This is a genomic window from Actinomycetota bacterium (assembly GCA_035640355.1).
In the GTDB taxonomy this organism is placed as follows: Bacteria; Actinomycetota; UBA4738; order UBA4738; family HRBIN12; genus CALGFI01.
Genome location: DASQWI010000025.1, coordinates 1 through 25018 on the forward strand (window position 1 = coordinate 1; position 25018 = coordinate 25018).

Below are 25018 nucleotides of genomic sequence, written 5' to 3' on the forward strand. Positions count from 1 at the left end.
GCCCCGCTGCCGAGTTCCGCGTAGGGTCCCCGTCTGTCACGACGACCGACTACGCGAGGAGGAACCGATGGCGCGCGAGCCGACCACCGAGCTCCATGCCGAGTTCAGCAGCCCGGACGCGACCGCGATGCCATGGTCCGAGGCGCGCGACCGACTCGAGCTCGCCGAGATCTTCTGGATCTCGACCGTGCGCCCGGAAGCGCGGCCGCACGTCACGCCGCTCGTCGCCGTATGGCTCAACGACGCACTCTTCTTCGTCACCGGCGAGAACGAGCGCAAGGCGAAGAACCTGACGTACAACACGCACGTGGTGATGACCACCGGCTGCGCGGCGCTCCGCGACGGCTTCGACATCGTGATCGAGGGCGATGCCGTTCGCGTCAACGACGACGGTGTGCTCGGCCGCGTCGCCGATGTCTACGCGTCGAAGTACGACTGGCACTACGAGGTACACGACGGGACGTTCCGCGAGACGCACGGTCCGGATCCCTCCGCGCATGACGTATCAACGGCCCGCGTCTTGGTCTTCGAGGTGGCTCCGACAACCGTGTTCGGCTACGGTCGCGGCGAGACGTTCAGTGCGACGCGGTGGCGGTTCACCGACTCACCGCCCGCGGACGCGTGAAGCGTTCGGTATATCGACATTCCGCTTGTCGTTGGTGCGTCGACGCGCATACGCTCTTCGCCGTGCCGAGCCGCAACGGCCGGCATGGACGTCTCGACGGCAAGAGGGGGTCTACATGAGCCGACTGATCGGTCGTCCGCTCTCGCTCGCGCTTGTCTGCCTGAGTGCCCTGTTCGTATCGATCGTTCCCGCGAGTGCCATCACGGGAGGGACCGAGGACACTGCCAACACGCATTCGAACGTGGGGATGCTCGTCTTCTACCAACCGGACGGCCGGTTCCGCTGTTCCGGCACGCTCGTCGCTCCGCGAGTCTTTCTGACGGCCGCACACTGCACGTTCGAGGACATCGGACAAGTCATCGTCACATTCGATCCGGTCATCTCGCGGACGGCCGAGGAATCGGAACGCGACGTTCCACGCGCCGCGGACGACTCCGGGCCGGACGATGCAGTGTCAGCCATCGGGTATACGAGCGGGGACATCAGGGCGCCGAGGTATGACGGTGAGCAGACATGGTTCCTCGGTACGCCGCGTACCCATCCCGAGTACAGCGAGTTCACCGATATCGACAACTGGAACGACACGGGCGTGGTCCTCCTCGACAGATCGCCCGGTCTTCCGACGACGCAGCTTGCCCCAGAGAACTACCTCGACCAGTTCGGGCAGCCACTGTTCAACTCGACGGAGTTCCTTGTGATCGGTTACGGCACCGAAGTCCGCGGCAACCCGCCGACCGCTGAGCGTCAGCCGATCGTGCGCCGATTCACCACCGAGATCGGACAGAAGCTCGACGACCAGGTGTTCCAGACGAACGAGAACGAGAACGACCCTCGCGCAGGCGGCGGTACGTGCTTCGGCGACTCCGGTGGTCCGTCGATCCTCGACGGCTACCTGGTCGGCGACACCAGCTATGGCCTAACGGCCAACTGCCGGTACATCGGCGGATACCAACGCGTCGACATCCCGGTGGTGCGCAACTGGGTGCTCGACTGCGTCGCGGACCTCGTCTGCCCGACTAAGGAATCGTAACGCCAAGCGTGGAGGGCGGCTGAGCCGGCCGCCCTCCGCGACGAGCGCGGTAGTCGACGGCTACCGGGACCGGTCAAGTAGTCCTCAGGCCTCTACCGTTCGCCGCTCGACGCCTGCCGACGCAAAGGCCATCATTGGCTTGGACGAGGGAGGGAGAGTGACGATACAGCTCGATTCTGATGGGAACGAGACGGGCGTACTGTTCGACCTCGTCGACCTTGCCGGTCAGGAAGTCCTCGAGATCGGGTGCGGCGACGGGCGACTTACTTGGCGTTACTTCGACCGGACCGCTCGAGTCACCGCAATCGATCCATTCGCGGACTCGATCGCGAGGGCGAAGCGGACCATCCCGAAGGGGGCCGCCGACACCGTCGAGCTCCGAGCCGTCGCGTTCGAGGAGTTCGCTCGGGAACGAACGCCGTCAACCTTTGACGTCGTCATCCTGTCGTGGTCCCTCTGTTGAATGGAGCGCGGGGGCATGGTCCATGCCCTGGAGGAGATCCGCCGGCTCCTTCGCGCCGGCGGATGCCTGATCGACATTCATCCGGTCCGCGACGCGCCGATCGTAGAGGTTCGTACGAGCGACGGCGTCACTTTCTCCGAGCCCTCGGCGGCCTATGACTATGACGACGACCTCAGCCACGCCGAGCGTGCACTGACAACGGCTGTCCGACGCGGCCTGTTCGCGCTCGACGGCAGTCACGAGTTCGAATTCCACACGTCCGCGCGATCGGTACGGGAACTGCGTGACTTCTTCGCCGTTTACAGCGCGTACGAGGAGGACGTGGTGGACGATGAAGTTGAGGCACGCGTCGATACGTTCTACGAACGTGTCGACGCCGTCATGCGGTCATCTGGTCGCGACGCCCGGGTCGTCCATCGAGAACGGGCACGGATGTCGCGCCTGAACCCGACTTTGATCAGGGCGCATCCCTCCGCCGAGAGATCGTGATCCTCGACGAAAAGACGCGAATCACGCTGATTCGATACGGACTAACCAAGGAATTCATCTGTCCCGTACGGGTCGTCCGTTATGACCCACAGCTCCGAGATCTTGCCGTCGCGGAAGTGGAAGACGAACGCGTCGTTCGTGTCCAGGGTCTCGTTCCCACGCTTGTAGTGAGAGCGCTGAAGCAGGACACCGTGCTCGTCGTCGGCGAAATACGCGTGCGGCTCGAACGTGAATTCGGGCACGCGCTCGGTGAACTTCTGGAATACCTCGCCGAACTGATCCTTCCCCTTGTAGTCCCCGGAGATCGAACTCTTCCCCGGCATGTGGACGATTAGGTCGTCCGTGTAGGCGTTCATGAACGCCACAAAGTCGCCCCGCTTCTGAGCCTCGTCCGCCTCACGCAGCAACTTCTCGTTGGGATGCATCATGGCCCTCCCTACCTCTGGTAGCCGAACCCTATGCCGCGTCGCCGGTGTGGGCAATGTCACGATCTCGGTCGCTGAGCGCGAGATCGCGGACGAGCGCGAGTCGGCGAAATCTGCTAGTTGTCGGGTTCCACACGACACAGGAGGGGCCGCGATGAGATTCCGGACGTACTCCGTGTTCACTGTGGTTGCGGTTGCCGTCGCGCTCACCGCGTCGATGACGACCGCATCCGCGGGACCACCTGGTTTCCGGACGAAGCAGCCGTCGATGCTGACGCCGATGATGGAGGACGTCGAGATCCTGCCGATCCTGACCGTCGGCGACAACCTTGCCGGCGGTTACCAGTTCGAGGCGATCCCCGACGGCATCTCCGTGCGCCCCAAGTTGAACGGGCGCGCCGAGATCCTCGTGAACCACGAGACGAGCAAAGTGCCGTTCCCGTACAACCCGTCGGTTGCGGTCACCGACCCGACGGAGTCTCAGAACGACTTCGACAACGCGCAGGTCAGCCGCCTGACGCTGAACGCCGGCGGCCGCGTGATGAGCGCCTCATTCGCGATAGACAGCGCAGAGGGGTTCCAGCGTTTCTGTTCGAACTTCCTGGCCACGGTCACCGAGGGTTTCGACAGGGACATCCTGTTCACCAACGAGGAGAGCCCGGACTACGTCCTGCGACAGGAAGCCTCGTGGCCGGTGGCGATCGACGATCCGAACCAGAAGGAGGCGGGTCTCGTCGTCGCGTACGACGTGGACGCTGACACACACGGGACGATCCCCGGGATGGGACGCCACAACCATGAGAACGCGGTCGCCATCCCCGGCTACGACGATCTCGTCGTCCTATCCGGTGACGACACTTTCACCAGCGGTCCGCTAACGGACCCCACCGTCGTGCCGCCAACGACCCCGCCGACGACGTTGGTTCCGGCGCAGTCGGAGCTGTACTCGTACATCGCGCCGGACACCGACTCGATCCTCGACGACGAAGGTCAGCTCTGGGCGTTCGTCTCGGACAATTCAGCCGTCGACGACTACTACGACTTCACGCCCACCAACTCGTCCACGCTTTCTGTCAGCGGACACTTCATCACCGTTCCACGGAACATCGCGACGGGCCTCAACCCCGACGGTTCGGAGATGACATCCGCGGACGTTCCGGAAGCGCAAGGGGGGCCGTTCCCACCGCCGCCAACCGACAATAGCTGGCAGCGCGATCTTCGCTCGAGCGCGCCGCTCGGCATCGACGGTCCGCAGTGGGTGCTCCAGTACTGGGCCACGCAGAACAACGTGTTCGAGTTCGTGCGGGTCGAGGACATCGCGTACGACAAGCGACCAGACATGGAGAACGTCGTCTACATCGTCGATTCCGGCCGCGGTACGGCGGGGGCATCGCAGGCCGGTCGCTCGACGAACGGCCGAGTGTGGAAGATGGTGCTCGATCCCGAGGACCCCACGCAGGTCGACTCGCTTTCCGTCCTCGTCGAGGGCGACGACAACCAAGTCCAGACGCTGGGCGAGATCCACCAGCCGGACAACCTCGAGTCGACGCCGAACGGCCTACTCATCACCGAGGATCCCGGCAGCAGCCAGCAGTTCCCCGCAGGATCCACGTTGCCCAACGCCACGACGGCCCGGCTGTGGTGGGTTCCGTTCTCCGGATCGCCCGAGGTCGTCGCGAAGGTGAACCAGTCGGCGGACGAGGGGCCGACGGACGTCGACCCGCCCGACAACCCACCGCTCGCACCTGCGGCATTCCTGATCAGCCCAGGAAACCTCGGCGGGTGGGAATCGAGCGGCATCGTCGATGCATCCAAGGCGTTCGGCCCAGGCGCGTTCCTCATAGCGATACAAGCACACACGCTGTGGGTGGAAAAAGCGACGGGCATCGATACGGCCTTCGACGCGAACACCGACCCCGACTTCACCTTCAAGCGCGAAGGGGGACAGCTTCTCCTGATTCGGATACCGGCGACAGTAGCTGAATAGTCATTCGTAGGTACTGGAGGGAGCGCTCAAGCTGCGGGGCGCTCCCTCCACCGTTCGAGCAACACGACGCCTCGTCAGTCGTTGCCGTTGCCTTCGCCGCCGCTGTTGGAGTGCGGCGGCGGTCCACCACCCTCGTCGCCGCCGTGGCCGTTGCCCTCCCCGTCTTCCTCGATGGGCTCTTCCGGTGTGGGTAGGGCCGCTCCGAGCGCCGAGACGAAGTCGGCGAACGCGACATCGATCTGATCCGCCGCCTCGACCGTGATCTTCCCTTCCTCGCGTGCCTTGGCGAGCTTCTCGTCGAACTCCCCGATCTTCTTGTCGATCTCTTCGGTGTCGTTCTCCTCGTACGCGACCATGGCGTCCTCGGCTCGCTCGCGGAGGTCGTTCGCAGTGTGCTCGTCGATCCCTCCCTCGAGCTGAGCTGCGTCGATCGCGCCCCTCAGCGCCACGTACGCGTCTCCAACCGTCAGCGCCTCGGACGTCGGCGTGACGGACGGTGAGGGCGACTGCGAACCTCGAGCTCCTCGCCTAGCAGCCTCGCGCAGGGTCGTCCCGTCGGAGAACGCGAACGCCGCCCACATCACGAGCAGCACGAGCGCGGCGAGTCCGGCGACCCACCACCACATCCGCCGATCTCGAGGTGGCCGGGGCGAAACCCTGGACGGCCGGACCTGTTCGACGGGGGCGGTCGTGTCGAGGCTCGCCGCCGGCATGGGCATCGTCGCGTTCGAGTTGCCCACGGTCGCAAGCGCGTGTTCGAGCTCCGTGGCCGACTGGAACCGGTCCGCCGGATCCTTCTCCAGGCATCGGAGCACGATTGCCTCGAGATCCGCCGGAACCTCTCCAACGGAAGACGGCGGCGGAGCCTGCTCGTGCACGTGGAGGTAGAGCGTCGCGACCGGAGTATCCGCGGTGAACGGAGGCTGTCCCGTGAGCATCTCGTACATCACGCATCCGAGCGCATAGATGTCCGAACGCTCGTCGCCCGGCTCACCGCGCGCCTGCTCGGGCGAGAGATACGGCGCGCTCCCCAACACGAGGCCGCTCCGCGTCCCCGATTCGACGCCGGCGGCTCGGGCGATGCCGAAGTCCACGACCTTGACGCGGCCCTCGGGGGTGAGCATCACGTTCCCCGGCTTCACGTCTCGGTGGACCACGCCACGTTCGTGCGCTGCCGCGAGCGCGCGAGTGATCTCCGTCGAGATATCCACGGCTTGCTGCGGCGGGAGCGGCCCCCCGCGCTCGAGCAGTTCGGCGAGCGTCTCGCCCTCGACGAGCTCGGTGACGATGTAGTGCGTGCCGTCGTCGGAGCCGGTGTCGTAGACGGCGACGATGCTGGGGTGGTTCAACCGCGCGGCCGCGTGCGCCTCGCGGCGGAACCGTTCGACGAACGCCTGATCGCGGTCGTACGGCGGTGAAAGGACCTTGATGGCGACGTGCCGGCCGAGCTGACGGTCGGTGCCCCGAAGGACGCGGGCCATCCCGCCGTGCCCGAGCTCCGGGCCCAGCTCGTAGCGGTCGCTGAGGATCGTGGCCGCCTCAGGCATGCACCGAAGGTACCCCAGCCGGGCGGCCGGATACCGTCGGTGAAGGTACCGTCCTCCGGATGGCCCGCCGTGCGTCGGGATTCGCCACCGTCCTCGCCGTCGTCGGAGCGGCGCTCCTCGTCCTTGGAGCCCTCGGCCTGTGGATCGATGCCGTGATCGGGGACGCGGATGCATTCACTGCGCAGGCCGACGACCTCATCGAACGACCCGAGATCCGAGCCGCCCTCGCAGACGCCGCTATCGACCCGTTGTTCGAGGGGGCACCTGCAGCCCTTTCGCTCCAGCGCGAGCTCGCGGTGGGTCTGATCGCCGGCGTGCTCGCCGACGATCGCTTCGTCGTTGCCTTCGAGCAGATCCTCCGCCTGGCGCACACGCGACTGATCGAGAGCGAGCGAGGACCGGTCCGGATTGGGCTCGAGGGCGTCGTCGACGTGGCCCGAGACGACCTCTCGCAGATTTCGCCCCTCCTGGCAGCGCGGATCGATGTGATCGAAACGCCGGAGATCGTCGTAGTCGCCCGTCCGGAAGCGCAGGCGCTGCGCGTGCTGCTGGACCTCGCGCGCGCGTACAGCGTTCCGTTCCTGATCGCCGGCGCGGTCATGGTTCTGATAGGTGTGCTTCGGAACGGCGGACGTGGGCTGGTCGCCGCGGGCGTCGCCGCGACAGTGACGTCGGCGGTCCTGTTCGTCGCCCTGCTCGCCACGCGTGAAGGCGTCGTTGGGGGCGTTCAGGCCGGGCGCGCTCGCGAGGCGGTCGGCGCGGGCTGGGACGTCGTGGTGTCGGGACTGTTGGGGACGCTCACCATCGCGGCCGGAGCCGGCGTCGTGGCGACCGTTCTCGGCCTCTTGTTCAGCGGAGCGCGGCGAGGGCGCCGGGCGACAGCCTGACGAGCGCGTCCAAGACGGCATCGATGTCGTCAGTCGTCGAGAGATAGTTCACGACGCCGGCGCGGAGGTACGTCCGACCGCGAAGCCGTGTGGTCGAAACCCATCCCGTCCCGTCGATCTCCAGCGCTCGCTGGAGCGCATCCTGATACGCGTCGACCTCGTCGCCGTCTTCCAGCTCACTCGGAACGTGCCGGAAGCAGACGACGGAGAGCTCCGGCTCTGCCGGCGCGACCTCGAACCGCTCGAGGTCCCTACACCGCTGCACCATGTGCGCGGCGAGATCGTTGGTGTGCTCGACGAGCCGGCCGAATCCCTTCGTCCCGAGATGCTTCCACGACAGCCACAGCTTCAGCGCGCGAAAGCGGCGTGTGCCCTCGAGCGAGTACTGATACCAGTTGAGCGGCGCGTCCTTCGGCGAACGGTAGTACTCCGGAGAGCTGCGGAAAGTCTGGAGGAGATCGTCCCGGTGCTTCACCACCAGGCCGCCGATGTCATAGCCCTGGAAGAACCACTTGTGCGGGTCGATCGTCACGCTGTCGGCACGCTCGAGGTCCGGCACGCGATGCGCGTCCCGAGCCGAAAGACGGGCGGCACCCCCGTACGCCGCGTCCACGTGCAACCACAGGTCGTTGCGTTCGGCGACGTCGGCCAGCTCGCGGACCAGGTCCACCGAGCCGGTGTTCGTCGAACCCGAGACCGCGGAGACGGCGAAGGGCAGCAGCCCTGCTCTGCGGTCGTCCGCGATCGCTTCGTCGACCGGAGCCCCGTGCAGCCGGAACGCGCCGTCGGAGTCGATCACGCGGAGCGTGTCGCGCGGGAACCCGAGCACGTCGAGCGCGCGCCGGATCGAGAAGTGCGTCTGATCGCTCGCGTACACGCGAACGCCCTCGAGCGCACGTCCGCGAGGCGGCTCGCTCTGACGGAGCAGACGAGCGAGGTGGACGTCGCGCGCCACCGTCATGGCCATCACGTTGGCCATCACGCCGCCTGAGGTGAGGACTCCCCAGCTCCCTTCGCCGTGGCCGACGAGCCCTCGGAGCCAGGACGTGACCTCTTCCTCGACGAGCGCACCGATGGGACCGGCCGCCCACACGTCTATCCCTTGGTGGAGCCACTGCCCGATCACCTCGCCGCCGATCGAGACGGGCAGCGGCGGTGCCGTGAAATAGCTGAACGCGCCGGGGTGCTGCGAGTTGAACACGTACGGCGCGATGCGTTCCCGGAACTCGCGGAGGAGATCCTCCGTCGTCGACGGGTCGGAGGGCGCGGGCGCGGGCTCGCCCGTCTCGCCGAAGTACCGCCGCCGCATCTCTGGGTACGCGTCAGCGACGACCGGGCGCTTGCTCGCCTCGTCGTAGAGGTAATCGAGACTGGCGTCCCAGATCGCCCTGCCGAACGTCTCCAGGGCCTCGCGAGCCGTCGCCGGATCGCGAAAGCCGATCAGCTCGGGCTGGGGATGCCATGAGAACGCGTCGGACACGGCGGGAGGATAGCGGCGTGCGTCGGAGGGTTATGCGCCGACCTTGTCGCGCCGGGACCGATGGCGAGCGACGCGCGTTCGATTGCCACAGGCCCCGGAGCACCACATCTGACGCGGGCGGGATGCAAGGAAGAACCGGCCGCACGCGGGGCATTTGCGGAGTCGGGCTGCGTCGGGGCCGCCGAGCAGCTCGATCGCAGAGCGCGCGAACGACGCGAGGATCGTGGTCGTTTCGCTCGTATCCGAGGTCGCGATTGCGAGGGCCGCGGTGCCTGCTTCGACCCGAAGGAGAGGCCACGTCGGCGCCCCCGCGCTGGCAGCGTTCAACTCGTCCACCACGTCGTCGGGGATCGGGAGGCTCTCGACCGCCCTGGCGAGGGCGGTTCTCACATGATCCCGAAGCGAGCGGAACTCGCCGACTCGCAGGAGCACGGCGTCGCGCGCCGTCCCCGAATCCACCCGATGTTCATCGAGCCACGACCTCAGCGCGCTGGGAGTTCCGAGGCGGTCGGGCGGCCCCACGCTGTTGGCGATGGCCAACGCGAGGCCGTCGTCGTAATCCATGGTGCGAATGGTTCAACGAGTCGATTCCCATTACAAGCATTCAGCGCCTGTAACGCTCGTCAACGGGTTATGCATTTCGTGGAGGAACTGGAACTACCGAATCAGACGCGACAGCCTTCGATCGGCGAGGACCTTGTCGCCGGTCTGGCAGTGGGGGCAGTAGGTCACCTCGTGGGACTCGTAAGACACGCGTCGCAGGTCGTCACCGCACCGGGGGCAGGACTCTCCGTACTTGCCGTGCACCGTGAAGTGGTCGCCGATCTTCGTCGGCAGGCCGCCCGAGCGCTTCCGCTCCACCTCGAGCGCCTCGCCGAGCACCTCGTTCACGGCGCCGAGCAGCGCGCGGCGCTCCTCGGGCTGGAGCGAACCAAGCGACGCGTACGGCGAGAGCTTCGCCCGATGGAGGATGTCGTCCGAGTAGCCGCGGCCGATCCCGGCGACCGTTCGTTGGTCCCGGAGGATCGTGTGCACCCGCCGGCCGTCGTCTCCCTCGATGACGAATCGTTCGAACTCACTTGAATCGGGCTCGGGGCCGAGCTTCTCGAGTGGCCCGTCATCCCCCTCGGCTAGCACCCACCACCCGGCCTTGCGCTCGCGACCGAACTCCTTCACCAACGCCGATGGACGTCCGTCGAAGCGGAACCGGACGACGGCGCCACGCGGCTTCGTCGTCTTTGGTGGGTCCTCGATATCGACGCGTCCGCCCTGAGAAAGATGCACCAACACCCGGGGCCCTCCGAGCTCGAACGCGACGTACTTGCCGCGGCGGCCGACCCCGGTGACCGATCGACCGGCGAGCTCCGACGCTCGCGGCGTCACGGTCTTCAGCGAGGAGAACTGCAGCACGTCCGCGGCCTCGAACGTCGAGCCGCGCACCGCGTCTGCCAGCCGCTCGGCGAGCGCCTGTACTTCGGGCAGCTCCGGCACCCGTCACCCCGAGGCCACCGAGGCCGCGGCGCGCCGGACGATCTCGATGCACTCGTCGATCCGGTCGCGATGCGTCCGGTGCGACAGGATGCACGCGCGGATCGTGAACCGGCCGTCGATCACCGTGCTCGACAGGAACACGCGCTTGCTCGCGTTGATCGCCTCGAGGAACCGGCGGTTCGCGACGTCGTCGCCGTCGCGCAGTCGAAACGGCACCACGGTCAGATCGGGCGCCCACGGCAGCTCCAAGAGGGCGTCCGATTTGAGGCCGTCGTAAAGCGCTTCGGTCAGATCGAGCTTCTCGTCTAGCGCCTCACGAAACGCCGACACGCCGTGCAGCCACAACGGGAACCACGCGCGGAGCCCTCGGAAGTCCCTGGACAGCTCGGCGGAGTACTCGGCGAAGTTCGGGATGTCGGCGTCGGCGGCCAGGTCCTGTAGATAGGCTGCGCCGACGAAGTGCGCCTCGCGCAGCGCGCGCCCGTCCCGGACGACGAGCGCGCCGGTCCCGTACGGCAGGAACATCCCCTTGTGCGGATCGAGCGTGATCGAGTCGGCGCGCTCGATGCCACGGAACCGCTCGCGCCCGCGCGCGGTGATCTGGAAGAACCCGCCGTACGCCGCGTCGACGTGCATCCACAAACCCTCGTCGGCTGCTACGCCCGCAAGGTCGTCGAGCGGGTCGATGGCGCCGGTGTTCGTGGTCCCCGCCGACGCCACGATCGCGAACGGCCGCAACCCGGCGCCGCGGTCGTCGACGATCTGCCGTCGGAGGGCGTCGACGTCCATGCGGAGCGACGGGTCGGTCGCCACGATGCGGACGTTGCGCGTGGGAAACCCGGCGAGCATCGCCGCCTTCATGACCGATGCGTGGGCGTGCTCGCTCACGTAGAGTGCGCCCGTCAAGAAGTTCTCGCGGAGCTTCGCCTTCCGAGCGCTCACGATCGCCGAGAAGTTCGCCAACGAGCCGCCTGAGGTGAGCACGCCCCGCGACTCGGGCGGGTACGCGAACAGGTCACACAGCCACCGGACGACGTTGTTCTCGATCTGCGCGGCGACGGGCGCCTCGCCCCACAGGTTCACGTAGCGATCGATCGTCGTCGACAGAAGCTCGGCGAGCGACGACGCGTAGAGCCCTCCGCCGGGGATGTACGCGAGGAACCCGGGGCCCGCGTTGTCGCTTGAGTGCTGGGCGATCGTCTCGACCAGGTCGATCAGCGGCGGGAACTCGTTGCCCTGCTCCGGCGGAGCCATGCGGAACCGCCGAGCGGTCTCGGCAGCGCCCTCGAACGCCGACGCCGGCGCGTCCGGCCGACGTTGCAGGAAGTCCACGACGTAGGCCAGCGCAGCCTCGCCCATCGCGCGCATGTCGTCGGGCGATGGATCGAGCGGATACGGCATCAGCCGGGCAAGCGCGCCGTGACCGACTCGAGGAGCCTGGCCGATGCGGCCGCAACCTCGTCGACCGCCGTGTGGAACGCCTCCTCGTGTCGCTTGGACGGTGCCCGGAAGCCACTCACCTTCCGCACGAACTGCAGCGCGGCCTCGCGGATCTCCTGCTCGGTCGCGGGGACGTCGCCCTCGCGGAGCCGTTTGATGCTTCGGCACATGCCGCGATAGTACCGGCGTCGGCGCGAAGGCCGTCGGTGCTTGAGCCCGTCGGACCCCGGGCATATCGTGCCCGAACGCATGTTCGACGCCCTTGAACGCCTGAACCAGGAGCAACGCGACGCGGTCGAGCACGACGGCGGCCCGCTGCTGGTCGTCGCCGGTGCCGGTTCGGGCAAGACGTGGACGCTGGCGTGTCGCGTCGCCTGCCTGGTCGATCGTGGCGTCCCGCCCGAGCGGATCGTGCTTCTCACCTTCACCCGTCGAGCCTCGCGCGAGATGCTCTCGAGGGCGGAACGGCTCACCGGCGAACGCGGGCTCGGACGGGTCTGGGGCGGAACGTTCCACGCGACGGCGAACCGGCTGCTTCGCCTCCACGGCCGAGCGCTCGGCCTCGCGCCAGATTTCACGGTGCTCGACCGCACCGACACTGCGGACCTCATGGACCTGATCCGCGGCGAGCTCGGGCTCGGCGAGGGGGAACGTCGATTCCCGCGCAAGGAGACGCTCGCCGACGTGTACTCCCGCACGGTCAACGCGCAGGAACGCTTGAGCGACGTCCTCGAACGCGACTACCCGTGGTGTCTCGACGAGGTCGGTGGCATCCGCTCGATCTTCGAGCGGTACACCGAGCGCAAGCGTGGGCAGCACGCACTCGACTACGACGACCTCCTGGTGTTCTGGCTGACGCTCGGGAAGCACCCGGCGGCCGGACCGGCCATCGCGTCCATGTTCGATCACGTCCTGGTCGACGAGTACCAGGACACGAACGCGCTCCAGGCTGACATCCTCGCGGCGCTGAAGCCCAACGGCGCCGGACTGATGGTTGTCGGCGACGACGCGCAGGCGATCTACGCGTTCCGCTCGGCGACGGTTCGGAACATCCTGGAGTTCCCGTCGCGGTTCCCGGGCACGACGATCGTGAAGCTCGAACGCAACTACCGCTCGACGCGCCCGATCCTCGACGCGACGAACGCCGTTATCGCGCTCAGCGAACAACGACACGAGAAGACGCTGTGGACCGAACGCGACGGCGGTGCGCTACCCGAGCTGGTCACGTGCGTGGACGAGCGCGATCAGGCGGACGAGGTGGCCGACGCGATCCTCCGGCATCGCGAAGAAGGAACGGTCCTTCGCCAACAGGCGGTGCTGTTTCGCGCCGGGCACCACAGCGACCTTCTCGAGGTGGAGCTGACACGACGGAACGTGCCATTCGTGAAGTACGGCGGGTTGAAGTTCCTCGAGTCGGCACATGTGAAGGACGCGCTCGCGGTGCTCCGGATCGCCGACAATCCCCGCGACGAGGTGTCGTGGTTCCGGCTGCTCCAGCTGCTCGATGGTGTTGGCCCGGCCGGCGCGCGGCGAGTGATGGCGGCGATCAGCGTCACCGGGCCCGGCGACCCGATGACGCGGTTCCTCGAGAGCGCGATCGCCGTCCCCGCGCCGGCGCGAGCGGAGCTCGATTCGCTCCGAACGGCGTTCCGGGACCTCGTCCATGCCAAGCCGCCCGCCGCGCAGGTCGAACGGGTCCGGCGCTTCCTCGAGCCCCTCCTCCGCCGACGATACGACCAGGCGGACCCGCGTTTGCGCGACCTCGAACAGCTCGAAGGGCTCGCCACCGGATTCGATACCCGCGAGCGGTTCGTCACCGACCTCACGCTCGACCCGCCGATCTCGACGTCCGACCTCGCGGGTCAACCGCTCATCGACGAGGACTACGTGATCCTGTCGACGATCCACTCCGCAAAGGGCGGCGAGTGGGACGTCGTCCACGTCATCCACGCCGCCGACGGCATGATCCCGTCGGACATGGCGACGCGCGATCCCGAGCAGATCGAGGAGGAACGCCGCCTGTTCTACGTCGCGTTGACGAGGGCGCGCGACACGCTGCACGTCTACTTCCCGCTCCGATACCACCGGTCCAATCGCGGGTTCGAGGACCGACACTGGTACGCGCAGCTCACACGGTTCATGCCCGATGAGGTGCGCGAGCGCTTCTTGCTGCGCACCACCTACGTCGACGCGATGCAGGAGCGCGCCACGATTGTTCCAACCGGCTCGACGACCGAGGTCGATGCGCTCCTCGCCGGCCTGTGGTCGGAGTGACGCGGCGAAGCGAACCCCCGGCTATCGACGCCGCTTCTTCAGGTCCGAGAGGATCTCCCGCGCCGCGTTCGCACCCGGCGCGCCGGTGATCCCGCCGCCCGGGTGCGCCCCCGACCCGCACAGGTACAAGCCGGGAAGGCCCAGCCGGTATCGCGCGTGCCCGAACAATGGGCGCCACACGAAGAACTGATCGAGGCCTGGCTCGGCGTGATAGACGTGCCCTCCGGTCAGCGCGTACCGCTCCTCGAGATCGATCGGCGTGATCACCTCCCGCGCCGTCACGAGCTCGGTCAACCCCGGCGCGTACCGCTCCATCGTCTTCATCACGACGTCGCCGAGACGGTCTCGCTCGACCGACCAGTCCCCCTCGCGAAGCGCGTAGGGCGTCCACTGGGCGACGATGCTCATCACGTGCGAGCCGTTTGGCGAGAGCGATCGGTCGTCGATCGTGGGGATGGTCGCCTCCAGGAACGGCTCCTCGCTCACGGCGCCGTACTTCGAGGCGTCGAAGCCTTGCTCCAGGTAGTCGATCGACGGCGCGATCACGATGCGACCGTTCAGGCGGTCGGGTTCCGCACCCTCGAAATCCGGGAGCCGCCAGAGAACGAGGTTCACCTTCGAGACGGCGCCGGGCGTTCGGATGTTCGACGCCCGCCACCGCAGGTGCGGTCCGATGACGACGGGGTCGAGGAGCGTCGTCAGCGTTCGCTTCGGGTCGGCTGCGCTCGCCACCGCCCGAGCCGGGATCTCCTCGCCGCTCGGTAGCGCCACGCCGACCACGCGATCGTTCGTGGTGACGATCCGCGTGACCTCGGCGTTCGTTCGGATCGTCGCGCCAGCGGCTCGGGCCGCCGACGCCAACGAATCCGCGAGCGCCCCGGGTCCCCCTCGCACGATCGTCGATTGGCCGGCGGCGCCGGCGCTCCCCACCGAGTCGGAGAGGTATACCGCCGTCGTGCCGGCCGACCACGGACCCATCGCCGTGTACAGCACGGCTCGGGATGCGAGCGCCCCCCGAAGCGCCTCGTTCTCGAACGCCTCGGCGACGTAGTCCGCGATCGCCATCGGCAGTGCGCGCGTGAGCTCGCGCGCCGGCTGCGGCCCGAGCTTGCGGAACGCGTTCCCGAGCTTCAAGCCGTTCAGCGCGTCGGCGATCGACGGGTTCTTGACGTCGGGCGGCGTGATCGCGTGCAGGTACGACAGGAACCGCCCCAGCGTCCGGATCCGCCGATCGAATTCCGGGTAGGCCCGCGCATCACGACCGGAACGCTCGACGAGGTCCGCCGCCGTCCGGCCTGCGCTCCCCCACAGCGTCAGCGGAGGGCCGTCGGGCTGCGGGGCGAACACGCGAACCTCCGGTTCGACCGTCACGAGTCCGTGGCCGACGAGGCCGAGGTCGTCGACGATCGACGGGCGAAAGCGCCCGACCGTGTGCACGATCCCCGGCGCACGAACGCCGGGCGCGACCTCCGTCGTGTCGAGAATGCCACCGATGCGCTCGCGGCGCTCGAGCACCAGCACTTTCCGGCCGGCCTTCGCCAGGTACGCCGCGGCGACCAGCCCGTTGTGGCCGGCCCCGACGACGACGACGTCCCAGCGTTCGGTCATCGGACCGAACTCGGATCGGTCACGCCGCCTCGGACCGACGGCGGCGCGACGCGATGAGCTCCAGCGCGGCGATCCGGCCCGGCGCGCCCATGATGCCTCCACCGGGATGGGTCGCCGAACCGCACATCCACAGGTCCTTGATCGGCGTTCGATAGCGTCCCCAGCCCGGAACGGGACGGTTGAAGAACAGCTGCTCGAGCGAGAGCTCGCCCTGGAAGATGTTGCCCTCGCTGAGCCCCGTGATGTCCTCGATGTCCTTCGGGCTCAGGACCTGCGCGTGCAGAATGACGTCACGGATCTTGGGGAAGCGTTCCTCGAGCGTGTCGATCACCGTCTCCCCGAATCGGGTGCGCTCGGCGTCGTCCCACTCGCGACCGTCCGAGAGGTGATACGGCGCGTACTGGACGAAACAGCTCATCACGTGCTTGCCCGGCGGCGCCATCGAGGGGTCGACGAGCGTCGGGATGATGCAGTCGATGTAGGGCCGCGCGCTGGACCGCCCGTACTTCGCGTCGTCGTACGCCCGCTCCATGTAGTCGACAGACGGCGAGAAGCTGATCGCACCGCGGAGCCACTCCCCCTTGCCGGGCTTGCACGCCAGCTCGGGCAGGCCATCGAGCGCCAGGTTCACCTTCCCACTCGACCCGCGGAACTTGTACCGGCCGACCTGCTCGCGGAATTCTGGGTCGAGGCGCTCGGGATCGATCAGGCGGAGGAACGTGACGCGCGCGTCGACGCTCGACAGCACGGTCCTCGCCCCGATCTCCTCGCCGGACTCGAGGACGACGCCCGTCGCGCGCTTCCCGGTGACGTCGATCCGGGCGACCGGCGCCTCCGTTCGGATCTCGGCGCCGTGACGTTGCGCGGCCGAGGCGATCGAGTCGGAGATCGCACCGGTCCCGCCGCGCGGAATGCCCCAGGCGCGGAACGCACCGTCGATCTCGCCCATGTAGTGGTGCAGCAGGACGTACGCGGTACCCGGTGAGCGAACCCCCTGGAACGTCCCGATGATGCCCGAGGCCGACATCGTCGCGATGAGCGGATCGGTCTCGAACCACTGCTCGAGGAACTCGGTCGCGCTCATCGTCATCAGCTGCACGAACGTCGACTGCAGCCGTTCCGGAAGGTTCTGGAACGTCTTGGCGAGCCCGACGATCGGCATCCAGTCGAACGGATTCACTCGGCCGGGATCGGGCGGGACGACCGAGAGGATCGGCTTGATGAACCGCGCCATGTCGCCCATCAGCTGGCCGTACTCCTCGTAGGCCTCCGCGTCGTTCTTCGACCACCGGCGGAGCTCGCGGACGGTCGACCCGTGGTCGTTCACGCGCCACAGGTAGTCATCGTCGAGCGGCGTGATGGTGCCGTCGAGCGGCAGGATCTCCAGCCCGTGCCTGGCGAGCTCGAGCTCGCGGATGATCTCCGGACGGAGCAGCGAGACGACGTAGCTGAACTCGCTGAACCGAAACCCGGAGAAGATCTCTTCGGTGACCGCGGCGCCGCCGAGCACGTGGCGCCGCTCCAGGACGAGCACCTTCTGCCCGGCCCGGGCGAGGTACGCTGCGGCGGTCAGACCGTTGTGCCCCCCGCCGACGATCACCGCGTCGTACCGTTTTGCCATCTCCCTCCTCCGACGGCGTCCGGAGCATGCTAGGGCCGGGCCACCGGCATCGGCCACAGGCACTCCGTGACTCGAGGTCAGCGGGGCGCCGTGCGGAGCAACGGATACTCTCCGGCGATGGATCGGGAGCAACGATGAGCGTTGGAACGGCCCTGCATCCGCGGACGTCCGCGCTGAACACCAAGTTGTCCTGGGGCGATTGGTCCGGGTACTTCTCCGCCCAGGTCTACGCCGACTTCCACGACATCGAGTACAACGCTATCCGCGAGCAGGCCGCCCTGATCGACGTGTCGCCCCTCTACAAGTACGAGGTACGTGGTCCGGACGCCGCTCGGCTCGTCGACCGGGTGATGACGCGGGACGTCGCGAGGCTCGCCGTCGACCGCGTCTTCTACACGCCGTGGTGCAACGAGGACGGCAAGGTGGTCGACGACGGGACCGTCACCAGGCGGGGCGCGGACGAGTTCTTCTGGACGGCCGCGGATCCCAGCTACCGCTGGTTCGAGCTGAACGCGGGCGGTCTCGACGTCGAGATCCGGGACGTTTCAGAAGAGATCGCGGCGATCGCCGTCCAGGGTCCTCGCGCCCGGGACGTCCTCGAAAGCGCCACGCGCGGCGATTGGTCAGGCCTGCGGTATTTCGGGCATCGGCGAACGGAGGTCGGCGGCGTCGACGTGAACGTCACGCGGACCGGCTACACGGGCGACCTCGGCTACGAGGTGTGGGTGGCGGCCGACGCCGCGCTCGATGTGTGGGACTCGCTGTGGGAGGCCGGCGAGCCGCACGGGATCCGCGCCGCGGGGATCCGCGCACTCGACGTCGCGCGCGTCGAGGCCGGCCTGATCCTGATCGAGGCCGAATACACGAGCGCCCGTCACGCGGTCAGCCAGGAGCAGATGTACTCACCGTTCGAGATCGGGCTCGGACGCCTCGTGGACCTGTCGAAACCGAGCTTCGTGGGGCGGCGCGCCCTCGAGCTCGAGCATCGTCGCGGCGGCCCCGAACGGCGACTGGTCGGCCTGGAGCTGGACTGGCTGGGGATCGAAGCGATGTTCGCCGCGCACGACCTTCCGCCCGCGGTTTCGGCGGCCGTGAACCGTGACCCGGTTCCGGTGTACGCGGGGGGCGGGCAGGCGGGCCGAGCCACGAGTGTCACGCGGGGACCAACGATCAAGAAGATGGTGGGGTTCGGCTCGCTCCCGCCGCAGTTCGCACGCTCCGGCGTGCGGGTCGGTGTGGAGTGGACGGTGGAGGGCGAACGCGGCACTGTCGACGCGACCGTCGTCGACCTCCCCTTCCTCGATCTCGCCCGCAAGCGCGCGTAACTGCCACTTCCAGATAGGGAGCAGGCCGAGCGTTCCCGCCGGCGTGAGAGACAATCAGCACACCGTGCGTCCTCGAGTCCGGTTCGTGCTGCTCGTCGCCTCCGGAGGCGCGGTGACGCTCGTCGTCGCGGAGACCGTCGGTCTGGTCACGGGGCTGTTGACCGGCGTGCTCGTCCTGGCGACGGCGTTGCTCATCGCCCGGGAGCGCGCGATTGGCAGCGGCATCCCCGATCCGAGCAGACGCCGGCTCCTGGGCCTCGCCTGCGGAGCTGGGCTGGCGCTCGTCGCCGCGGGGGGCGCGCTCGGCACCGCCGTGCGACGTCGGTCACGCCCCGACCCTCGTCCCAGCCTGGAAGCCGACGCCACGGATCTCGGCGCCGAGTACCTCGAGCTCGTCGTACGGGCGTACCACCCCGAACGCTCGGGCGACCTCCAGCTCCTGGTCACCCCGTTCTCGAGCTCGAACTACAAAGAGGAGTCGCGATCGCTCGTCCCGAACGATCCTCGTTCGAGTCACGCGGTGGTGTGGATGTACGCAGAGCGCATGCCGATCGTCCTGTGGTCGCCTAACCGGATCGAGCCGCAGGACCACGTGGAGCGCGTCACGCTCGCCGACCTCGCCCCGACGACGGCGAGACTCATGGGATTCGACGGATTCGAGGCAGCCGACGGCGTGCCGTTGCCCGGTGTCGCTTCGCCGCCCGAGCCACCGCGAGTCATCGTCACGTTCGTCATCGACGGCGGCGGATGGAACGTCCTGCACAGGTGGCCCGACGCCTGGCCGAACCTGAAGCGTCTGATGGCCGAGGGCGCCACGTATCGAAACGCCATCACCGGCTCGTTCCCCGCGGTGACGGCCGCAGCGCACGCGACGATCGGCACCGGCGCCTTCCCCCGCACGCACGGGATCACGGGGCATAACGTCCGTCGCCGGGGCCACCCGGTGAAGGCGTGGGGCGATCCCGGTCGGGTCGATCCTTCGTTCCTGCTCGAGCCGACGCTCGCCGATCGCTGGACCGAGCACAGCCAGAACGAGGCGTGGGTGGGCGAGATCGGCTACCAGGTGTGGCATCTGGGGATGTTGGGTCGAGGCGGCCGCCCCCAGGGCGAGTTACCTGTCGGCGTGTTCTGGCACGAGGAGGGTGGTGGAGGGTGGAAGCCGCACAACCCGGACCTGTACCGCCTGCCTCGATCGGTTCCGGGGCTCGAACGGCTCGAGTCGCTCACCGCCGCGTACGGCAGCCCGCCGCCGTCGCCGTTCGATCCGATGGGCAGGAAGGCCATGTGCTGCTCCCCACCCATCGTGCGCTACGAAGGTGAGCTGATCGAGGCGACCTTCGACTCCGAGCCGATCGGCGACGACGACGTGACCGATCTCCTGTACGTCAACTTCAAGGCGCCCGACTACGCGGGGCACGTGTACAACTTCGAGGACCCGCATCAGTCCGACGTACTCGGCGCAGTCGACCAGGAGATCGGCTTGCTGTCTGAACTGCTCGAGGCTCGGTTCGGGGACTCGTTCGTCTTGATCGTCACCGCCGATCACGGCCAATGCCCGCAGATCGATCCCAGCGGCGGCGTGCGCATCGACCCGATCCAGCTCGGGGACGACCTCAGACGAAAGTTCGGCACGACCGTGTTCAGGCTGGTCCAGAACGTGGCGCCGTCCGAGGTGTACCTGGACCGCACCGCGCTGTTCGACGCGGGCATCACCGCGGAGGACGTGGCGGCGTTCCTCGCCGAGTACCGATACGGCGAGAACATCGGCCCGTACATTCCTCGAGCGGCCATCCGGCGTGATCGTCTCGATGCACGGACCTTCGCCGCCGTCCTGCCGACGTCGTTCATCGCGGAGCTCGCCTCTGCAGACCTGTCGCGGTTCGGCGAGACGTCGTACCCGGACGCCGACCCCCTCGGGCTCCCGCCGGTCACCTGGTAGCGCCTTCGGGCGTCCGTGGTACGTTCGCGCCCCATGACGCACGCGTTCTCCGAGACCATGCGGCGTCTGATCCGGCTGGAGGAACCGCTGATGCGGTTCTTCGCCGACTCGTCGTACGCGAGGCGCGATCCGTCCGATCCGGAGCTCTGCGATTTCGTCGCCGGGAATCCCCAGGAGGTGGCGCTCACGGCGTTCGTCGACGCGCTCCAGCGCTGGGCCGTCCCCGAGGACCGGGACTCGTACGCGTACAAATTCAACGAGCCGTTCGCGCGGGAGGCAGCGGCGGCGGGCCTTCGCGAGCGCCGAGGCGTTCCCTTCGACCCCGACGACATCATGCTCACCGACGGCGCGTTCACCGGGCTGAACCTGTCGATCCGGACGGTCGCCGATCCGGGTGACGAGGTCGTCTTCTGCTCACCGCCCTGGTTCTTCTACGAGGCGTTGATCGTGTCGGCCGGAGCTACACCGGTTCGCGTCCGAGTCGACCTCGAGACGTGGGACCTGGACGTGGACGCGATCGAACGCTCGATCACGTCGCGGACGCGCGCCGTCCTGGTGAACTCTCCGAACAACCCAACCGGAAAGATCTATCCACCCGAGACCCTCGAGCGTCTCGCGGGCGTTCTGACGCGAGCGTCGGAACGGAACGGCCGACCGATCTACCTCATCTCCGACGAGGCGTACTCGAGGATCGTGTTCGACGATCGCGTGTTCCTCAGCCCGACGGAGTTCTATCCCTACTCGTTCCTCGTCTACACGTACGGGAAGCAGCTGCTCACGCCGGGCGAACGCGTCGGGTACATTGCGCTCCCTCCGACGATGCCCGATCGAGGGCACATGCGCGAGGCGTTCTGGCTCGCGCAGCTGACGTTCGGAGGGCAGGGCGTCCCCGGCTCGATCTTGCAGCGGGCGCTCGGGGACCTGGACAACCTCACGGTGGACATCAAGGCGCTCCAGCGGCGTCGCGATCGATTCGTCGATGCGCTCCGCTCGTTCGGATACGACCTCCACTCGCCCGAGGGGACGTTCTACCTCCTCCCGAGGAGTCCCATCGAGGACGACGTCCGGTTCACCGATCGGCTCGCGCGTGACAAGGTCTACGTGCTCCCCGGGGAGCTCGTCGAGATGCCCGGCCGGTTCCGTATCTCCGTCACGGGCAACGACGAGATGGTCGAGCGCTCGATCCTGGTCTTCGAGGCGGCCGCCAAGGACTCGTAGGGACCGTCGTGCCCGTCGAGACGTCGGCGCACGACCGAGCGCTCCTCTCCGGCTCGAACGGCGACGCCGCCGTGCTCGCGATGCGTATCGTCCTCGAGACCGCGGAGGTGATGGGCGCCGACCGCCTGATCGACATCGAGTCGGGGCACGTCGATGGGTGCCTCTATCACGGCGTTGCCGGTCTCGAGTTCGCCGAGCGGCTGGTCGCCGGGGATGCACGCGTCGCCGTTCCGACCACGCTGAACGTCGGCTATCTCGACCTCCTCCACCCCCAGCGCTACCACGGCAACGGCGCGACGGCGGCGAACGCCCGCCGGCAGATGGACGCCTACGTCGCCATGGGGTGCCGCCCGACGTGGACGTGCGCGCCGTACCAGCTCCCCGATCGACCCGGGTTCGGCAAGCACGTCGCGTGGGCCGAGTCGAACGCGATCGTTTTCTGCAACTCCGTCCTTGGCGCGCGGACGAACCGGTACGGCGACTTCATCGACGTCTGCGCCGCGATCACCGGTCGGGCACCATACGCCGGACTGCATCGCGAAGAGGAGCGCCTGGCGACGGTGGTGCTCCGACTCGACGGCATCCCGTCACGGCTGCTCGAATCCGACGTGCTCTATCCCGCCCTCGGCCACGCCGCCGGCCACGTCGCCGGCGCCGCGGTCCCGGCGATCGTCGGCCTGCCGCGCGATGCGGCGGAGGACCGTCTGAAGTCCCTCGGCGCGGCCGCCGCTTCGTCCGGATCGGTCGCGATGTTCCACGCCGTGGGGATCACGCCTGAGGCGCCGACCCTCGAGGCGGCCACCGGCGGCGCCGACGTCCCTGAAGAGACGGTGACCCTCGAACGGCTGCGCCTCGCTCGAGACGAGCTCACCACGGCCAACGGCGACGAGCTGGGAGCGGTCTGCGTGGGGACGCCGCACGCCTCGCTCGCGGAGCTCGAGCGACTCGCGGCGCTGCTTGCCGGACGCCGGACGCGCGTACCGGTGTGGGTCAACACCGGCCGCAACGTGTTGGCCGATGCGGAGCGCCTCGGCGTCGCGGATTCTTTGACGTCTGCCGGGGTCAACGTCGTCACGGACACCTGCACGTACATCGCGCCGCTCGTCGGCCGCGGTCCGGTCATGACGGATTCCGCCAAGTGGGCGTGGTACGCGCCCGCGAACATCGGCGTCCGGGTCACGTTCGGCAGCCTCGAGGAGTGCGTACGTTCGGCGATCGAAGGGCACGTCGTTCGGGACGCCGAGCTGTGGGGCGATGCCTGAGGCCACAACGCTCGTCGCCGGCGAAGCCGAAGGCCGGGCACTCGTCTTGGACGAGCCGCTGAGCTTCTGGGGCGGCATCGACCCCGCGTCCGGCGACATCGTCGACGTGCACCACCCGCAGCGCGGGGCGAACGTCGCCGGCCGCGTCCTGGTGATGCCATCCGGTCGAGGATCGAGCTCGAGCTCGAGCGTGCTCGCCGAGGCCATCAGGGCGGGAACGGCGCCCGCGGCGATCGTGCTGGCGGAGCCGGACCCGATCCTGGCGCTCGGCGCCATCGTCGCCCGCGAGCTCTACGACGTGGCGATGCCGGTCGTCGTCGCAACAGTGAACGATGTCGACGCCGACGAGACCGTGGTGGTTCGAGCGGGCCCGGAGGGGGCGCTCGTCAGTCGACGCTGATTCATCCCGCCTCGACCTCGACCGTGAGCCAGATCTCGAAGCAGTGGTTGCGGGCGAGACTGGTCACCCCGATCGTCGCCCGGCCGCCGAGCCCCGCCTCCTCGCCGAACACGTCGCGGAACAGGTCGGTCGCGCCGCTCGACACCTTGTGGACGTCGTGGAACTCGGGAAGGCAGACGACGAAGCACAGTGAGCGGACGATCGACCTGACGTTGTCGAGGGAACCGATCGCGTATCGGATGCCGGCCAGCGCGTTGATTCCCGTCAGCCGCGCAGCCTCGTACCCCTGCTCGATCGTGACCTCCGCCCCAAGGCGCCCGGGGTGCAGAACGCCACCACCCTGGAGCTCCGGTACATGGCCTGAGAGAAAGAGCAGAGAGCCGACCTGATGGTGCGACTTCATGCTCCCGTAGCTGGGACCGTAGTAGGACGTAACTGAAAAGTCCGGCAGGTCGAGCCCGAGCTCTCGAACCCGCGCCTCGGCATTCATCGTGCCCTCCTCGCATCGGCGGCGAATCGGCGGGGACCGTAGTGAGACCAACCGGTTGGTGCAAGTTGTCTGGCCGCCATCGACGAATTCTCCGCTGCTGGCGACTAGCGTGGACCAGGTCCTCAGCCTGTTCAGGTAAGAAGCACTCTCCCCGCGGTCAACCAGTAGTAGACGACGTACGCGCCCGAGAGCAACAACAGACCGGCGCTGAGTGTCGTGACGATCCGCACGAAACCTCGCAGGCGCTGCAGGATGCCAAAGCTCACAACGCCGACGGCGACGGTGAGGACTCCCAACGCCGTCGCCATCCCGGCCCCGTACAACGCGAAGGCGATGACGGAGGCTCCGTACAGCCTGCTCGTCGTGGTGGCCGTCCCCATCAGGGCCAGGAACAGCGGGAGGGTGCACCCGAGGGAGGCGGCGCCGTAAGCCAATCCGAAGGCCGCGTACCCCCGCAGACCCGTGACGCGTGCTCCCCTTCCAATCGGGGCAGCCAGCCGTTGAGGCAGGCTCGACGCGATGGGCAACCCGGAAAGGGCCAGCCCTCCGGTGATGACGAGCAACACTCCGACCCCGAGCCCGATCCACGGTAGAGAGCGGACGATGAGCGCGGATCCCGCTTCGAAGATCGCGCCTACCGCTCCGAATAGCGCGGTGAAGGTCGCCCCCACGACGACAGCGACCGTGACCGAACGTACAACACGCGCGCCAAGTCCGGACTGGGTGAGGTCATCACGGAGATACAGGCCGAGGTATGCGGGCACGAGCGCGAACCCGCACGGGTTGAACGCAGCCACCGCTCCGAGCGCGAACGCATACACCCACCACGCATCGCCGACCCGCGGCGCCGTGTTGCTGATCGCCGATGAGATCCGCTCGACGAAGATCACCGGCGTGCCGCCTGTCGTCGGCGACATGAGCCCCGCGATCACGGCGACCGCGAGGACGAGCATCGTGACCGCGGCGGCAAGGACCGATCGCCGTGAGGACCGTTCTTCGATGACGTCAGCCATCTGA

At 67.9% G+C, this 25018-nt stretch carries 23 protein-coding genes; 12 read left to right on the top strand and 11 right to left on the bottom strand.

Annotated elements, in window-relative coordinates; all coding sequences use genetic code 11:
• Positions 1-67 precede the first annotated feature (67 nt).
• The 4 genes from VFA08_12570 (at position 68) to VFA08_12585 (ending at position 2607) form a co-directional block, all read left to right on the top strand.
• Positions 68-625, top strand: a complete 558-nt coding sequence (locus VFA08_12570) for a pyridoxamine 5'-phosphate oxidase family protein (protein HYZ14420.1) — start codon at positions 68-70, stop codon at positions 623-625.
• Positions 626-740: 115 nt separating this feature from the next.
• On the top strand, positions 741-1655 hold the full coding sequence (locus tag VFA08_12575) for a trypsin-like serine protease (GenBank protein ID HYZ14421.1): 915 nt from the start codon (positions 741-743) through the stop codon (positions 1653-1655).
• 157 nt (positions 1656-1812) lie between these two features.
• Complete coding sequence (locus VFA08_12580; GenBank protein ID HYZ14422.1) at positions 1813-2118, top strand: class I SAM-dependent methyltransferase; 306 nt, start codon at positions 1813-1815, stop codon at positions 2116-2118.
• A gap of 15 nt (positions 2119-2133) precedes the next feature.
• A complete protein-coding gene (locus VFA08_12585; protein HYZ14423.1) occupies positions 2134-2607 on the top strand; it encodes a hypothetical protein in 474 nt (157 codons plus the stop codon).
• A gap of 41 nt (positions 2608-2648) precedes the next feature.
• Here VFA08_12585 and VFA08_12590 read toward each other — a convergent pair whose 3' ends face one another.
• Positions 2649-3035 (bottom strand): nuclear transport factor 2 family protein, encoded by a 387-nt coding sequence (locus VFA08_12590; protein ID HYZ14424.1) that lies wholly within the window; start codon positions 3033-3035, stop codon positions 2649-2651.
• Between the two features lie 151 nt (positions 3036-3186).
• Here VFA08_12590 and VFA08_12595 point away from each other — a divergent pair, with 151 nt between their 5' ends.
• Complete coding sequence (locus VFA08_12595; GenBank protein ID HYZ14425.1) at positions 3187-5019, top strand: hypothetical protein; 1833 nt, start codon at positions 3187-3189, stop codon at positions 5017-5019.
• 74 nt (positions 5020-5093) lie between these two features.
• Here the strand turns inward: VFA08_12595 and VFA08_12600 are convergent, their stop codons facing one another.
• Positions 5094-6566: a protein kinase gene (locus tag VFA08_12600; GenBank protein HYZ14426.1), complete on the bottom strand. Its 1473-nt coding sequence runs from the start codon at positions 6564-6566 to the stop codon at positions 5094-5096.
• Positions 6567-6625: 59 nt separating this feature from the next.
• Between VFA08_12600 and VFA08_12605 the strand changes: the two genes are divergently transcribed.
• The gene (locus VFA08_12605; protein ID HYZ14427.1) at positions 6626-7453 is read left to right on the top strand and encodes a hypothetical protein; all 828 of its coding nucleotides are present in this window, start codon (positions 6626-6628) and stop codon (positions 7451-7453) included.
• On the opposite strand, the gene VFA08_12610 is transcribed toward VFA08_12605, so the two are convergent.
• The 5 genes from VFA08_12610 to VFA08_12630 all read right to left on the bottom strand — a co-directional run bounded on the left by VFA08_12610 (position 7416) and on the right by VFA08_12630 (position 12034).
• Positions 7416-8933, bottom strand: coding sequence for a pyridoxal-dependent decarboxylase (locus tag VFA08_12610; GenBank protein HYZ14428.1), 1518 nt, complete (start codon positions 8931-8933; stop codon positions 7416-7418). The two genes, VFA08_12605 and VFA08_12610, sit on opposite strands and share 38 nt — an antisense overlap.
• 30 nt (positions 8934-8963) lie before the next feature.
• Entirely contained in the window at positions 8964-9497 is a 534-nt protein-coding gene (locus VFA08_12615; GenBank protein HYZ14429.1) for an ABATE domain-containing protein, read from the bottom strand.
• Between the two features lie 93 nt (positions 9498-9590).
• Entirely contained in the window at positions 9591-10424 is an 834-nt protein-coding gene (locus VFA08_12620) for a DNA-formamidopyrimidine glycosylase family protein (GenBank protein ID HYZ14430.1), read from the bottom strand.
• Between the two features lie 3 nt (positions 10425-10427).
• Entirely contained in the window at positions 10428-11825 is a 1398-nt protein-coding gene (locus VFA08_12625) for an aminotransferase class V-fold PLP-dependent enzyme (protein ID HYZ14431.1), read from the bottom strand.
• Positions 11825-12034, bottom strand: a complete 210-nt coding sequence (locus VFA08_12630; protein ID HYZ14432.1) for a DUF2277 domain-containing protein — start codon at positions 12032-12034, stop codon at positions 11825-11827. The genes VFA08_12625 and VFA08_12630 overlap by 1 nt, the downstream gene beginning before the upstream one ends.
• Positions 12035-12113: 79 nt before the next feature.
• Between VFA08_12630 and VFA08_12635 the strand changes: the two genes are divergently transcribed.
• A complete protein-coding gene (locus tag VFA08_12635; protein ID HYZ14433.1) occupies positions 12114-14138 on the top strand; it encodes an ATP-dependent helicase in 2025 nt (674 codons plus the stop codon).
• Between the two features lie 21 nt (positions 14139-14159).
• Here the strand turns inward: VFA08_12635 and VFA08_12640 are convergent, their stop codons facing one another.
• Together VFA08_12640 and VFA08_12645 are read right to left on the bottom strand one after the other, a co-directional pair.
• Complete coding sequence (locus VFA08_12640; protein HYZ14434.1) at positions 14160-15746, bottom strand: NAD(P)/FAD-dependent oxidoreductase; 1587 nt, start codon at positions 15744-15746, stop codon at positions 14160-14162.
• A 19-nt stretch (positions 15747-15765) separates the two neighbouring features.
• Positions 15766-17367, bottom strand: coding sequence for an NAD(P)/FAD-dependent oxidoreductase (locus VFA08_12645; protein ID HYZ14435.1), 1602 nt, complete (start codon positions 17365-17367; stop codon positions 15766-15768).
• A gap of 134 nt (positions 17368-17501) precedes the next feature.
• On the opposite strand from VFA08_12645, the gene VFA08_12650 reads away from it, so the two are divergent.
• Genes VFA08_12650 through VFA08_12670 form a run of 5 tightly spaced genes read left to right on the top strand, consistent with a single transcriptional unit; the run spans position 17502 to position 23511 of the window.
• Entirely contained in the window at positions 17502-18692 is a 1191-nt protein-coding gene (locus VFA08_12650; protein ID HYZ14436.1) for an aminomethyltransferase family protein, read from the top strand.
• 43 nt (positions 18693-18735) lie between these two features.
• Entirely contained in the window at positions 18736-20631 is a 1896-nt protein-coding gene (locus tag VFA08_12655) for an alkaline phosphatase family protein (GenBank protein ID HYZ14437.1), read from the top strand.
• A 33-nt stretch (positions 20632-20664) separates the two neighbouring features.
• Positions 20665-21849 carry an aminotransferase class I/II-fold pyridoxal phosphate-dependent enzyme gene (locus VFA08_12660; protein ID HYZ14438.1) on the top strand — a complete coding sequence of 395 codons (1185 nt, stop codon included), beginning with the start codon at positions 20665-20667 and terminating at the stop codon, positions 21847-21849.
• A gap of 8 nt (positions 21850-21857) precedes the next feature.
• Positions 21858-23111, top strand: coding sequence for an aconitase X catalytic domain-containing protein (locus VFA08_12665; protein HYZ14439.1), 1254 nt, complete (start codon positions 21858-21860; stop codon positions 23109-23111).
• A complete protein-coding gene (locus VFA08_12670; protein ID HYZ14440.1) occupies positions 23104-23511 on the top strand; it encodes a DUF126 domain-containing protein in 408 nt (135 codons plus the stop codon). The genes VFA08_12665 and VFA08_12670 overlap by 8 nt, the downstream gene beginning before the upstream one ends.
• A gap of 1 nt (position 23512) precedes the next feature.
• Here the strand turns inward: VFA08_12670 and VFA08_12675 are convergent, their stop codons facing one another.
• Both VFA08_12675 and VFA08_12680 read right to left on the bottom strand, forming a co-directional pair.
• Positions 23513-24001, bottom strand: a complete 489-nt coding sequence (locus VFA08_12675; protein ID HYZ14441.1) for a RidA family protein — start codon at positions 23999-24001, stop codon at positions 23513-23515.
• A 131-nt stretch (positions 24002-24132) separates the two neighbouring features.
• The gene (locus VFA08_12680; protein HYZ14442.1) at positions 24133-25014 is read right to left on the bottom strand and encodes a cytochrome c biogenesis protein CcdA; all 882 of its coding nucleotides are present in this window, start codon (positions 25012-25014) and stop codon (positions 24133-24135) included.
• Positions 25015-25018 lie beyond the last annotated feature (4 nt).